This is a genomic window from Photobacterium sp. HL06 (assembly GCF_059552575.1).
In genome coordinates, this window is record NZ_CM183915.1 from 141,908 (window position 1) to 155,462 (window position 13,555).

The following is a 13,555-nucleotide window of genomic DNA, read 5'->3' on the forward strand; positions in this document are numbered from 1 at the left end:
AACTATGGCTCCAGGTGTATCAATCATACCCTTAATCACTGTCTTGGTGCCCCTAGCAGCGGCACTGGTCATCGTTGCCTGCCATAAGTACCCCAAAATCAAAAATTACGTTTCTATCCTGGCCGCCTGCAGCAACTTCATTTTAGTGATCTCACTGGCCCCTACTATATTGCAGGGAGGTACTGTTCAATTACAGCTTTTCACCGTACTGCCCGGCATTGATTTTGCCTTTCATGTCGACTCACTAGGTATGATCTTCGCGACAGTCTCCTCCCTGTTGTGGATCGCTGCTGCCATCTATTCTGTCGGCTATATGAACAGCCTCAATGAAAAATCTCAGAGCCGGTTCTTCGCCTGTTTCGCCACCAGCCTTGCTGCTGCCGTCGGTGGGGCTTTTTCCGCCAACCTATTTACCCTAGTGGTATTTTACGAAGTGCTAAGCCTCGTTACCTATCCGCTTGTCTATCACAAAGAAAATACAGACTCCTGGCAAGGCAGCAAAAAGTACCTGGTCTACTTGGTGGGTGCTTCGAAAACATTCCTGCTCGCCGCACTGGCATTAACCTTCGCCACCACAGGAGGACTGAGTTTTTCGGCCGGAGGCATTTTTGATGGTATTAATACCAGCCCCTTGCTGCTGACTATCATCTACTGCTGTTTTCTCGCCGGATTTGCCAAGGCCGCGATTATGCCGCTTCATATCTGGTTACCGTCAGCCATGGTCGCTCCAACCCCAGTCAGTGCTCTACTCCATGCGGTCGCTGTGGTGAAAATGGGGGTATTTTGTATATTGCGGGTGGTGTTTGATGTCTTTGGTCAGGAGACGATGCATCGGCTTGACTTAGGGATTGCTACCGCGTACCTGGTCTCCTTTACCATCATCATGGCTTCTGTCTACGCCTTGACCCAAGATGATCTCAAGGCACGACTAGCTTACTCAACCGTCAGCCAGCTCTCCTACATTATTCTGGGTGCTGTGCTGCTGACACCGGGAGCAACCATAGGTGGATTGCTTCACATCGCCAGCCACGGGGTATCCAAAATTACCCTGTTTTTCTGTGCCGGGTCGATTTATTGCGCAGCAAGAAAGACTAAAATCAGCGAGTTGACTGGTATTGGCAGGCAGCTCCCCTGGACCATGGCGGCATTTTTTATTGCCTCTTTGGGTATGATCGGTATCCCGCCCGCTTCCGGGTTTATCAGCAAATGGTATTTACTGACAGGGGCGATAGAAGCCGATCAACTTTTTTTTCTCTGGATCTTGCTGATCAGTTCAATACTGAACGCCGCCTACTTTCTACCGATCAGCTATAAGGCTTTTTTTGAGCCGCCCCCAAGCCAAACGTCCGGTATCAACGGCGGGGCATCAAGCATAAAAGAAATCCCCTTGGTAACCGTCCCTCTGGTTGCTACCGCCCTATTGTCACTCCTGCTTGGGGTTTATCCGCAGTACTTTCTAACACTGGCTCAGGGAGTAGTAAGATGATTAAACGATCGCTTTGCATCAAGCTACTCTTGCTCGCAGGCGTGTTAGTCGTTATCGCCGATCTTATTGCTCCCCGCCCTCATCTCTACTTTATTTGGGATAACATTCCCGCCTGGTCAGCCCTGTACGGTTTTATCTCCTGTGTGGTCATTATCTTTGCCTCTAAGTTTCTAGGGCATCGTGGCGGCCTGATGCGAAAGACAAACTACTATCAGCAAAACCCAAAGAGCCCAAAAGGTAAGGAAATACAACAGCCACCTACGCCAGAAAAGCAGCAAAGGGGGCACAATGACTAGCTGGTTTCACCCCGGCGTTATTTTCCTTCTAGCTGCCGCCCTGCTTCCGCTTGTCGGGCTACTAACCCCGGACAGCATTCAGTTGCAGGAAAAACCATCAAGGGTTCAAAGGGTCAAACAGCTGATCCTGATAGCAGCCCCGATACTGGCAATTATTAGTACCTTAACCATGACCAGCGGCCAATATTGGCAATTTGATTTTATTGGCATTCCGGTGATTATGGGCGAGGTTGACAAGCTCAGCCTTGTCTTTAGTTACGTATTCACCCTAATGGCGCTAATCGGTGCGGTCTATTCCCTACATGTAACCAACACCGCAGAACACAGCGCTGCCTTTGTCTACGTAGGCAGCGCCCTTGGGGTCGTATTTGCCGGGGATTACCTGTCACTGTTCGTCTTCTGGGAACTGATGGCGTTTGCCTCAGCCTATCTGGTGTTTGCTTCGGGCAATGCACAATCCACCGCGGCAGGCCATCGCTATCTACTGGTGCATATTAGCGGTGGAGTCTGCCTGCTCGGTGGGATTTTGCTCCATTACCTTGAAACTGGCTCGATGTTATTTGGTGTCATTGAGCAAAACGACACTCTGGCGTTTTACCTTATCATGACAGGCTTTATCCTTAATGCCGCCGTACCGCCGCTCAATGCCTGGCTAACCGACGCCTACCCTGAGGCAACAATCACTGGTGCTGTGTATATGTGCGCCTTTACAACCAAGACCGCTATCTATGTATTATTAAGGGGCTTTCCTGGCACTGATATCCTGATCTGGCTGGGTGCTATAATGGCCATTTACGGTGTGGTCTATGCGGTATTGGAAAATGACTGCCGACGTTTGCTGGCCTACCACATTGTAAGCCAGGTGGGATATATGGTTGCTGCTGTCGGTATGGGCAGCCAGTTAGCTATTAACGGTGCCGCCGCCCATGCCTTTGCCCATATTCTGTATAAGGGGCTGCTGTTTATGGGAGCCGGAGCCGTTATCTATATGACGGGAAGGCGCAAACTCACCGAGCTGGGTGGGCTGTACAAAACCATGCCCATTACGCTATGCCTGTATATGATCGGCGCACTGTCAATTTCCGCCTTCCCCCTATTTAGCGGCTTTGTCAGTAAATCTCTGGTCATCGCTGCCGCCGAGCAGGATCATAGAGCCATTGTTACTCTGATGCTTATATTGGCCTCATCTGGCACCTTCCTGCATACCGGCCTGAAGCTGCCTTATTATATGTTTTATGGTAAAGACAGTGGCATCAAAGCAAATGTTCTTAAAGATAGTGCTCTAAAAAGCGGGGAACCACCACTCAATATGCTCATTGCAATGGCAATCGCCGCCATTGCCTGTATTGCGATCGGTATCTTCCCTGGCATGCTCTACCAGCTACTGCCTTACCCGGTTGACTTTGAGCCCTACTCGGCAGCTCACATCACTTCCACCTTGAGTATTTTGATCTTTACCGCTCTCGGTTTCGCGCTCTTTCTTAAACACCTGGATCCGGAAGATACTATTAGCCTCGATACTGACTGGTTTTATCGAAAAGGAGCAGCCGCTTTTATGTGGGTTGCTCATCATCCGGTAAGTCGCTATGAACAGTGGATGAGTGGATTAAGCCTGAGTTTACTAACAAAAGCCCGGCAAATGGCAACGCTTGGGTTACAGCTGGATAAAAGGGTTATTGATGCCGCCGTCAATGGAATCGCCAATAAAACCCGCAGCTGTGGTCAGAAACTGCGGCAATTGCAATCCGGTATTATCAGTCACTACGCACTGGCAATGATTGCCGGCCTGGTGGCAAGCCTGCTTCTCTTCAGTTGGGCGGGGTAATTGATGGAGATAGTGAACTTACCTATTTTAAGCCTGTTAATTGCACTTCCACTGGTGGGGGGCTTGTCACTCGCCTTCACTTCTAGCCCTGTTACCGTGCGTTGGCTCACCCTCTGTTTTGTTACGCTAGATCTACTGCTGGCGGCACTGCTTTTCTGGCTATTTGATAGTGACAACCCCCAGTTTCAATTTAGAGAAGCCGTTACTTGGGTCCCCGCTCTTAATATTTATTACAAACTGGGGGTCGATGGTTTTAGTATTTTGTTTGTGTTCCTGACAGCCTTGGTCGGCTGGGTCTGCGTTATAGCGTCCTGGCGGGCGATCCAGCAACGAGTGAAACAGTTTATGGCCTGCTTGTTGGTGATGCAGGCACTAATGCTTGGTGTATTCTGCGCTCTGGATCTTTTTCTGTTTTATATCTTCTGGGAAGCCATGCTGATCCCGATGTATCTGATCATCGGGATCTGGGGCGGGGACAACCGCTTCTATGCCACAGTAAAATTCTTCCTCTACACCTTAGCAGGCAGTGTCTTTTTCCTCGTTGGCGTTATTGTGATCTACTTTGCCGGGGGCAATAGCTTTGATATTCAGAGCCTGTCTCAGCAAAGTTATAGTTTCGATCTCCAACGCTGGCTGTTTATCGCCTTCTTTGTCGGGTTTGCCGTAAAAGTGCCGATGTTCCCGTTTCATACCTGGCTACCCGACGCCCACGTTGAAGCACCAACTGCCGGGAGTATTATTCTTGCCGGTGTATTGCTAAAAATGGGGGCTTACGGCTTCATCCGTTTTTCCCTGCCCATGTTGCCCGACGCCAGCCACTTTTTTGCCCCAATGATGGCGTTGTTATCGGTAATTGCCATCATCTACGGCGGTCTGCTCGCACTGGCCCAGGATGATCTGAAAAAACTGGTCGCCTATTCCAGTATCAGTCATATGGGATTTGTCACCCTGGGGTTGTTTATGCTTAACGCTCAAGGGATAAAGGGCGCAGTGTTACAGATGTTCAATCACGGTATTGTCACCAGCGCCCTGTTCTTGATGGTTGGCCTGATCTACGAAAGGACCCATTCACGATCAATCGCCTTTTACGGTGGCCTGATGAAGCTAATACCGATGTATACCGTTTGTTTCGCTATTTTTGTCCTGGCATCAATGGCCTTGCCCGGGACCAATTCCTTTATCGGGGAACTTTTTGTCCTGGCGGGCGCATTCAGCACAATGCCTGCATATGGAGCTCTGGCAATTATCGGCGCTGCCCTGAGCGCTATCTACCTTCTGAGCATGTACAAGCGCATTGCACTGGGGCCGGCCGACAACCCCAAGCTCCAGCCTATCAATGATATCAACCTAAGAGAATTCAGCGCTATTGCCTCGTTATTAGTCTTTGTATTCTGGATAGGTTTGCATCCCCTTCCCTTTGTAGGGCTGATGGATGCCAGTGTCGAAGAACTATTAAGGCAGATAGCACCAATGACCCCCTCCTCTTTAACAAGCCAAAGAGGTTAACATGGACGTCAATGCGATATTTCAATCCGTCTATGCCAGCAGTGCCGAAATCATCCTGCTGCTGGCAATCTGCGGCTTGTTGCTGGCACCTCTTGTCAGCCCGAAAGTCAGCTGTGAGCTTGTCGCCTATCTCTCTATCTTGGCTATTATTCTGGCCGCGGTAGCCAATATTTATGCACCACAAAATACCGCCACCTACAATGATATGTTCATTCTCGACCCGAGTGCGCTTTTCTTTAAATTCTTGTTCTACCTGACCACAGTTCTGGTGATCCTGCTCTCCATCGATTACCTCAGGCAAAAACAACTCTGGCAGAGTGAATATTATATATTCCTACTATTTACCTTATGCGGCATGATGTTAATGGTGTCTGGCACTGATCTGCTCTCAGTTTATGTTGGTATCGAGCTGGTCGCACTGGCTACTTATATTCTGAGCGGATTTTTACGGCAAGAGACAAACTCAACAGAAGCGGCACTCAAGTATGTCATCCTTGGAGCACTGTCCTCAGCCATTCTCCTCTATGGGATCTCCCTATTTTATGGCCTTTCGGGCACCACCCAGCTGCAACAGATCTCCACGGCTTTATCAACGACAGATACCAGGGATCCGGCAGTGTTGCTGGCGATAACCTTTGTACTAGCTGGTTTTGGTTTCAAAATTGCCGCAGTACCATTTCATATGTGGCAGCCGGACGTCTATCAGGGTGCACCAACGCCGATCACCGCATTTTTATCTGTCGGCCCCAAAATTGCCGGATTTGCAGTCCTGCTTAGGGTATTTATGGGCAGTTTTGCCGAGCAGCAAGTAGTTTGGGGCCAGCTGCTTACAGTGATCGCGGTTGCGACGATGGCAACTGGCAGCCTAGTCGCTCTAGTTCAAACCAATATAAAAAGGCTGCTGGCTTACTCAAGCATCGGTCACGTCGGCTTTATTTTACTTGGCTTTTTAACCTCACCTTCAAATGGCTTCAGTGTCGTCATGTTCTACCTTGTGGTTTATGCCTTTATGAACCTAGGTGCTTTCGCTGTCATTATCGCCCTATACTCTCGTAACAAAGCAAACGAAGAACTCAATGACTACAGCGGCCTGGCCAAAAGCCACCCCTGGCTGGCTACGGCTATGGCACTGTTTTTGTTTTCTCTGGCGGGGATCCCTCCCACCGCTGGTTTTTTTGCCAAGTTCAATATCATTATGGCTTTGCTCAGCCAGCAACAAACAGTACTGGCTATATTGGCCGTCATATTCAGCGTGATTTCTGCCTACTACTATATTCGGGTTGTATTACTCATATTTATGAAGCCAGCTCAGTACCCGTTCGCTCCCGTACTGTCCATTCCGGTGCTGCTAGTACTCACCACAACTGCCACCGTTACCCTCGGATTTGGACTATTTCCCTCGCTTCTTATTGATATCATCCAGCTCTCGACTCCCTAACCCATTTCAACTTCAGACAGGCGAGTCTGCACAAAAAAAGCGAGAGCCAAGGCTCTCGCTTTTTCCCAACACTCAGAGGATAGTGTGGATTGGTATTAAATATCCCGCTTCAGCTCTTGAGGAATACCCGTTTGCAAAACTAGCGCAGAACTCAAACGGTTTTCAGCATCAGAGTCATCTTCCACAGCAGCCTTTAATGATTTAGTGGCTTTCACTGGTTTATGCGTACCGACTTGCTTTTCAGAGCGAGACAAAGGTTGGTGAACTTCAACATATACCGAACCATCTGGCTCTACCGTTTGTTTAAGCGGCTGGTTGATCACGCGAACTGTGGTGCCAGTTGGAACTTGCGAAAACAGCCACTCAATATCCCATGGGTTCATTCGAATACAGCCTGAGCTCACCCGCATTCCAATTCCAAAGTCTTTATTGGTACCATGGATAAGGTACTGTCCTTTGCCATAGGCAAGACGCATTGCATACTCACCCAGCGGGTTTTCTGGTCCTGCAGGGACTACCGCAGGTAACTCGACATCATGCTTCTCGCGGTACTCTTTACGAATATTAGCCGTTGGGGTCCAGGTTGGATCTTCAATCTTCTGGCTGACTGAGGTGGTCATTTTGGGTGTTTCACGTCCAACCCGACCGATACCTATAGGGAAAACATGCATCCGATCGGCATCATCTGCAGGGAAATAATACAAACGTAGCTCCGCCAAGTTAATGACTATCCCCTCACGCTTTACATCCGGTAAAATTAGCTGAGTAGGGATCGTCAACAATGAACCCGGCGTCGGTAAAAAAGGGTCAACACCCTTGTTCGCTTCCATCATAGCCAGGAAGCCAACATCGTATCGATTAGCAATATCAGCCAGGCTTTCACCTTTGTTAACCTGATAATACTCCATTGTCCCTACCAGCTTGCTCTCGACATCTGGCTTCTGATATTCAATGGCGTTGACCGCCACTGACACCAGACAAGTTAGTGATAAAAGTAATGAGCGAAACACAAAAACGCCTCCATTTAAAGTACTACTAAGTATGGCAAACATGGGAATTTCATTATTTTTCTACTGTTCTATTCTCATGAATAAGACAATAAATCTTCTCTCAGCAACAGAGGTCCCAATACATAGGGACTGATTTTACCAGCCAAACCTGAACGCTTCGTCATCATTACGTCAAAAAAAGGGCGAGGTAGTAAGCTACCTCGCCCTTTATCACCATCAATTGTCAGCTATATCACTTCTAGCTGTCAGGCGTACTGCGCTGTCACCATTTTCCATGACTTGCGTTGCTCATCCAGCAAACGCTTCATATCGGCATACTGCTGAACAAACTCAAAACTTTCATAATGCTTCACCAAGCGTTTCTTCTTAAGATCTATCATTCGCTTCTGTGCTGAGTAGTAATCCGAGATCTTCACCATCAGGGCTTCATACTCTTCTTCAAGCCGCTCTAGGCACACGGTACTGTTTGGTGTCGCAGCCAGCTTAGCCTGTAGACGTTTGAGCACCATTGTTGCTCGGGCTTTCTCAATTCGATCTTCTGGGCAGGTGCGCAAGTTCTTGGCAAATCCCAACCACGAACAAGATTTGATCAGCCATTTAGTTGGATCGAACTGCCACCAGCGAATACCATTTCGGTAGTCATTTTCGAAAATATGGTGATAGTTGTGATAACCCTCACCAAACGTCAAAAACGCTAGAAAGCCGTTATCGCGGGCAGTGTTTTTATCCGTATAAGGCTGGCTGCCCCAGATATGGGCAAGAGAGTTAATAAAGAACGTTGTATGGTGGCTTAATACCAAACGGACAACACCCACGAGCAACAATGCTCCCCAGATATCACCGTGGATCATGCCAAAAATCAGTGGAAAACCAAAGTTAGTGGCGAGCGCCAACGACACATAATGCTTATGTTGCCACATGACGATTTTATCTTTCTGAAGATCACGACAGTTTGAATAATCGCTATAACGGCTCGCCTGATGCTCTCTTAACATCCAGCCGATATGGCTATAGAAAAAGCCCATTTTGGCGGAATAAGGGTCTTTATCGTTGTTATCAACATGACGATGGTGGACGCGGTGGTCAGATGACCAGTGCAAAATACTATTCTGTAATGCAAAAGCACCGCCAATGGCAAAAATAAAGCGCATAACAGCATTGGCTTCATAAGCTTTGTGTGACCACAAGCGGTGGTAGCCTGCAGTGATCGACATTCCGCAATAGCTGAACGCCACTAGCAGCATTGCTATCTGGGCCCAGTCAAAACCTACGTAATAGGCATAAATGGGGGTACCTAATGCCGCAATTGCAAATGTCACTGTAAAAATAACAACATTTAGCCAAATGATGGGTGGTCTATTGGTCGTCATCCTATAACCTTAATAACTATTCAGCGTACAAGTGTTCGCTAGAATAATCAGCCACTCCCACAAGGTCAACGATAAATTGCGAGTTTTGTAAACAAACGTTACAAGTGTAATACTTCGACATAACCAGTTGTTACAACATCACATCATATTCACTCCGGTAAGCTGCGGTTGATATACACTAACAGTGAGCTGCTCTTAGAGATAAAAAGTATGAACCCATTATCTTCATTCAATATGGATCGACACCAACGAGTGGTGATTAATACCGCTAGCGAACCTTGGTTGGCTTCACCATCTACCGGTGTATGGCGTATTCCATTAGAGCGTGAAGCTGCAGAAAGCGGCCAGGTTACAAGCCTTGTTCGCTACGATCCAAACACTCATTTCTCTGCCCACTTCCACCCCAATGGCGAAGAAATTTTTGTCATTGACGGTATCTTCCAAGACGAACATGGGAGCTACCCTGCAGGCACCTACATCCGTAACCCGCCAGGATCGTTTCACTCCCCCGGGAGTGACAGTGGCTGCCTGCTATATGTCAAACTCAATATGTTCCCGGAAAACGATGATGAGGTGTTTCGCCTTGATACCCATAATGCGGCTTGGCAGCCCGGTATCGATAGCAGGCTATCGACTCTGCCTTTGCATGGCTGTGGCAGAGAACAAACGGTGATGTTGAAATGGCAACCCGACGCTGTATTCCCCCTTCACCAGCATGATGGCGGTGAGGAAGTCTTTATACTGTCAGGTGATTTTCATGATGAAATGGGCCGGTATGAGCAAGGTGCCTGGATCCGTAATCCTGCAGGAAGTACACACCAACCTGCAACCACGAATGGCTGCCTGATGTTAATGAAAACCGGGCACTTACCTGCTTAAACTGAAAACTCGATACCGACTGCTATGAACCTTGAATCGGTATTCTGATACCCAATGCTACTCTGCTGATAGTAATCTGCAGGCATGCGGTCGTGCAAACCGGCCGCTTTGAGCCGTTGGAATTCTTCCCGCGTAAGAATGGCGTAATCAAGGTAGGTATCGAGCAAATGTTTAATGGCGTCGAGGCTTAGTTCATCATCCCTCACCAGGGCTTTGAGCTTGCCAGTCAGTACTGATAACGGAAGTCGAAGCTCTCGCACCAGTTGTTTACGGTTTTTAACCTGGCAGGCAGCCGTAGTTCGGATACTATAGTTGAAAATTTGTTCCCAATCGGCCTTTCCCTGTCGGGTAACCAATTGGTGTCGGTAGCAATAGTAACCTTCAAAATACTGCCTGAGATAGTGAAACCGCTCTGCGTACACTTCCAGATAGATATGCTGAAGCTCGAGGTTGGCGTGAAATTCGTGTAAACCACTCATAATCGATACACTATTGGAAAAAACGTGCAGGGTTATAACACAGACAAACCAACAAGCCCATCATCTATAAATTAAACCTAACACCGACAGCCCCTTCCAGCTCTGTACTGGATTCATTCTGCAAGTACATCGTCATCCCACCCTCGGCATAGAAGTGAAAAGTCTTAAAAGGGATGACCAAGCCGGCACCTGCTCTTGGTCCCCACACATGCTCGCTATCATCCACCCACTGGATCCCGGTAAAGGTATAAAACGGTGAATACAGTGTGCCCCTGCTCAGATCGCTGACATTCCATATCGCATCTGCTGTTAAGCTGAATGTGTTTAATCCTACGGAAAATTGAAAGTCATCGCGGTATTGAACAGTTAAGCCGGAGGTTGGGCTACCCAGATATACCCCTGCAGTTAATGGTGTGCCTGCGGCTGATACCTTCATTGATAACGCCAATATTGAAGAGGCCAAGATCGCTCTTTTGTACATTCCTAATCCCTGAATGAAGCTATTTTACTTACTAACGCGCGAAACATACCTGCTTTATCACTAAAATCAAAGAATAATGTGATGAAATTTATTGTTAGATCACCAGGTCTAGTTATGCATCAGTCAGTTATTACTCAAACCGAACCCGGTTAAAGGAAGACTATGCTTATTAAAAAAACGCCCAGTTGGGCACTCAAGGAAAGCGATGCAACACCGGAATCGGTTTACCATCAGCGCCGTGATATTTTAAAAAAACTCGGCATTACCTTAGTCGGTCTGCCTATCGCGTCGCAGGCTAATGCTGGTCTGTTTGATGCCTTTACTGGCAAGGATAAACAAACAGTAAAAGATAACCGCCGCCAGCTTGTAACTAAACCGTCCCCGTATTCAGACAGCACGCTTTCCCTTACTCCAGAAACCAAGATACTCCAGTACAATAATTTCTATGAGTTTGGTACTGACAAATCTGATCCTGCCGCTCGAGCAGCCAATTTCCAGACCAACCCGTGGACAGTACAGATTGATGGGTTAGTACACCGCCCTATCACCTTCGGCTACGAGGATATTTTCAGTAAATTCACCCTTGAGGAAAGGATCTACCGGTTGCGCTGTGTCGAAGCCTGGTCAATGAACATTCCATGGATTGGATTTCCGCTGGCTGAGCTCATCAAAAAAGCCAATCCGATGAGCAAAGCAAAATATGTCGCATTTGAAACTTTGTATGATCCTAAACGCATGCCGGGGCAAGCATCCCGACGACTCGGCGGTGGTATTGACTACCCCTATGTTGAAGGACTTCGCATAGATGAGGCCATGAACCCGCTCGCACTCATTTCAGTGGGGCTCTATGGCAAAACATTGGCTCCCCAGAATGGTGCGCCACTGCGCCTGGTCGTACCATGGAAATATGGCTTTAAGAGTATCAAATCAATTGTTCGAATCACCCTTACGGACAAAGAGCCGCCAACAACCTGGAACCGCCTTGCGCCCCATGAGTACGGTTTCTATGCCAATGTAAACCCACAAGTCGACCATCCTCGCTGGAGCCAGGCCAGTGAACGATTTATAGGTGAAGGTAGCCTGTTTAGCAGCCGCCGTCAGCCAACAAAAATGTTCAACGGCTACGCCAATGAGGTTGCCAGCTTGTACAAAGGGATGAACCTGAGGAAACAGTTTTGAGGAAGCAGTTATTAAGAAAGCCGTTTTTGAGGGAGCGTAGCTAATGAAGATCACGTCTCAGCATATCACGGGGCTTAAAGTCATCATTCACCTGGTCACTTTAAGCTTCCTGGCTTTTATGATTTATCAGACCCTGACTGGCGGGCTCGGTGCCGATCCTGTCGAGGGGCTTAGCCACTTCACGGGCAAGGCGGCACTCAATACCCTGATGATCACCTTGCTGATCTCTCCGATCGCCCGTCGTTTTAAACTAGGGGCACTGATCAAAGTCCGCCGTCTGATTGGTCTGTACAGCTTTTTCTGGGCAGCCATACACCTGTTGGTGTATCTGGCTCTGGATCTCAACTTCGACGGCTCTTTGCTGGCGAGCGAAATTGCCTCACGTCCCTATCTAACCTTGGGTGCTATCAGCTGGTTGATCCTGTTTGCCTTGGCGATAACCTCAACGCAAAGTATGCAGCGACGACTCGGGCCACGTTGGCAAAAGCTACATAATTGGGTGTATCTCGCGTTGTTACTGGCACCTATCCATTACTACTGGTCGGTAAAATCAGGTATTGCCGAGCCTGTACTGTATATTCTGGCTGCGCTGATATTACTGGCTTGTCGCCACAAGACATTTAAGCGTTGGCTACCAGTATTCCAACTCTTCAACCGCTCCCCAACAACACGCTCTTAGTGTCAATCATGTCATTACGATCAAAGAAGTTGCTTGTAAGCACCTTCTTTGATCACTAAATGCTTGAAAAATCATAAGGCAAAGCACTTTTTTCTGATACGATGGGTTTCTGTAGTAATAAAATATCGTCAGCCTGAATTCATTAACTATCACCGTATCAGGTCGAGTCGATTGTATTGTGTTATGGGGCTTAGCGTTCTTGGTCAGTGATCTTCTTTCAGTCAGTATCCACAAATTCAAAGCTGACTGCCTGCAACTTTGTGAACAGCATTATCCGACGGTGCACAACCGGGGAATGAGTGGAACCCACTTGGGCAAGGCCTTATGCCGCCGAGTATTATCGACACTAAAACAAGCTGACATCCCCGCGACACTGCATCAATGCCATCACGATGATACGCTTGAGCAGCCAATTTTCCGTATTGATACGCCAGATTTTACCTTGTGGATCATTGCACATCGCCTGGTCAGCGCCAACCTCGCCCGACGTGATGCCCTCGTGCAATCCGTAAACACCACTTGTCAGCAAGTCGAGCAAGGAAAGCAGCATCATTTGCTGATTGTTTCCGATCATTGGTTTGACCGTAGTAAAGCAAGCAAAGAAATTCCTGCTTGGTGGCTAGGACAACTACCGAAAAATACAAACGATTACCTCTCAGATGGTATCCGCTTGCAGGAATGCACCAATACCTTGCCAAAGTGTCTACAGCACAAGTACAACTTATCCGATGGACAACATCAGATCCACCACCCGCTCAAGCGCCATGGCAATGATAAGACCGTACACAAATATGTACTTCTCACGGCTTACTATCAAATGCAATAACAGGCAATAACAGACAATAAAGTGATCACTTCGATAACCCTTGCAGTACATCATCCTTTACTATAGCGGCACGCTCATTGGCCCGTTTTATAGAATAAGAA

Annotated in this window: 13 protein-coding genes; 9 read left to right on the plus strand and 4 right to left on the minus strand. The window is 47.9% G+C overall.

The annotated features are described in order from the left end of the window. Nucleotides 1–4 precede the first annotated feature (4 nt). The 5 genes from AC51G0_RS19190 to AC51G0_RS19210 are packed head-to-tail and all read left to right on the plus strand — an operon-like array spanning nucleotide 5 to nucleotide 6,551. Nucleotides 5–1,486 (plus strand): monovalent cation/H+ antiporter subunit D family protein, encoded by a 1,482-nt coding sequence (locus AC51G0_RS19190; protein WP_496303252.1) that lies wholly within the window; start codon nucleotides 5–7, stop codon nucleotides 1,484–1,486. After that, on the plus strand, nucleotides 1,483–1,782 hold the full coding sequence (locus AC51G0_RS19195) for a hypothetical protein (protein WP_496303253.1): 300 nt from the start codon (nucleotides 1,483–1,485) through the stop codon (nucleotides 1,780–1,782). The genes AC51G0_RS19190 and AC51G0_RS19195 overlap by 4 nt, the downstream gene beginning before the upstream one ends. Then, nucleotides 1,775–3,607 (plus strand): Na(+)/H(+) antiporter subunit D, encoded by a 1,833-nt coding sequence (locus AC51G0_RS19200; RefSeq protein ID WP_496303254.1) that lies wholly within the window; start codon nucleotides 1,775–1,777, stop codon nucleotides 3,605–3,607. The genes AC51G0_RS19195 and AC51G0_RS19200 overlap by 8 nt, the downstream gene beginning before the upstream one ends. A gap of 12 nt (nucleotides 3,608–3,619) precedes the next feature. After that, nucleotides 3,620–5,113: an NADH-quinone oxidoreductase subunit M gene (locus AC51G0_RS19205; RefSeq protein ID WP_496303255.1), complete on the plus strand. Its 1,494-nt coding sequence runs from the start codon at nucleotides 3,620–3,622 to the stop codon at nucleotides 5,111–5,113. A gap of 1 nt (nucleotide 5,114) precedes the next feature. Next, nucleotides 5,115–6,551 (plus strand): NADH-quinone oxidoreductase subunit N, encoded by a 1,437-nt coding sequence (locus AC51G0_RS19210; RefSeq protein ID WP_496303256.1) that lies wholly within the window; start codon nucleotides 5,115–5,117, stop codon nucleotides 6,549–6,551. A gap of 95 nt (nucleotides 6,552–6,646) precedes the next feature. Here the strand turns inward: AC51G0_RS19210 and AC51G0_RS19215 are convergent, their stop codons facing one another. Both AC51G0_RS19215 and AC51G0_RS19220 read right to left on the minus strand, forming a co-directional pair. Beyond that, complete coding sequence (locus AC51G0_RS19215) at nucleotides 6,647–7,561, minus strand: L,D-transpeptidase family protein (RefSeq protein ID WP_496303257.1); 915 nt, start codon at nucleotides 7,559–7,561, stop codon at nucleotides 6,647–6,649. Nucleotides 7,562–7,806: 245 nt separating this feature from the next. Further along, on the minus strand, nucleotides 7,807–8,931 hold the full coding sequence (locus tag AC51G0_RS19220) for an acyl-CoA desaturase (RefSeq protein ID WP_496303258.1): 1,125 nt from the start codon (nucleotides 8,929–8,931) through the stop codon (nucleotides 7,807–7,809). A 210-nt stretch (nucleotides 8,932–9,141) separates the two neighbouring features. On the opposite strand from AC51G0_RS19220, the gene AC51G0_RS19225 reads away from it, so the two are divergent. Further along, entirely contained in the window at nucleotides 9,142–9,810 is a 669-nt protein-coding gene (locus tag AC51G0_RS19225) for a cupin domain-containing protein (protein ID WP_496303259.1), read from the plus strand. Here AC51G0_RS19225 and AC51G0_RS19230 read toward each other — a convergent pair. After that, entirely contained in the window at nucleotides 9,807–10,289 is a 483-nt protein-coding gene (locus tag AC51G0_RS19230) for a hypothetical protein (RefSeq protein WP_496303260.1), read from the minus strand. The two genes, AC51G0_RS19225 and AC51G0_RS19230, sit on opposite strands and share 4 nt — an antisense overlap. Before the next feature lie 64 nt (nucleotides 10,290–10,353). Continuing rightward, nucleotides 10,354–10,770 (minus strand): hypothetical protein, encoded by a 417-nt coding sequence (locus AC51G0_RS19235; RefSeq protein WP_496303261.1) that lies wholly within the window; start codon nucleotides 10,768–10,770, stop codon nucleotides 10,354–10,356. 162 nt (nucleotides 10,771–10,932) lie between these two features. On the opposite strand from AC51G0_RS19235, the gene msrP reads away from it, so the two are divergent. The 3 genes from msrP (at nucleotide 10,933) to AC51G0_RS19250 (ending at nucleotide 13,454) form a co-directional block, all read left to right on the plus strand. After that, nucleotides 10,933–11,949 carry a protein-methionine-sulfoxide reductase catalytic subunit MsrP gene (gene msrP / locus AC51G0_RS19240; protein WP_496303262.1) on the plus strand — a complete coding sequence of 339 codons (1,017 nt, stop codon included), beginning with the start codon at nucleotides 10,933–10,935 and terminating at the stop codon, nucleotides 11,947–11,949. A gap of 43 nt (nucleotides 11,950–11,992) precedes the next feature. Continuing rightward, nucleotides 11,993–12,628: a protein-methionine-sulfoxide reductase heme-binding subunit MsrQ gene (gene msrQ, locus AC51G0_RS19245; RefSeq protein WP_496303263.1), complete on the plus strand. Its 636-nt coding sequence runs from the start codon at nucleotides 11,993–11,995 to the stop codon at nucleotides 12,626–12,628. 295 nt (nucleotides 12,629–12,923) lie between these two features. Further along, nucleotides 12,924–13,454 carry a hypothetical protein gene (locus AC51G0_RS19250; protein WP_496303264.1) on the plus strand — a complete coding sequence of 177 codons (531 nt, stop codon included), beginning with the start codon at nucleotides 12,924–12,926 and terminating at the stop codon, nucleotides 13,452–13,454. Nucleotides 13,455–13,555 lie beyond the last annotated feature (101 nt).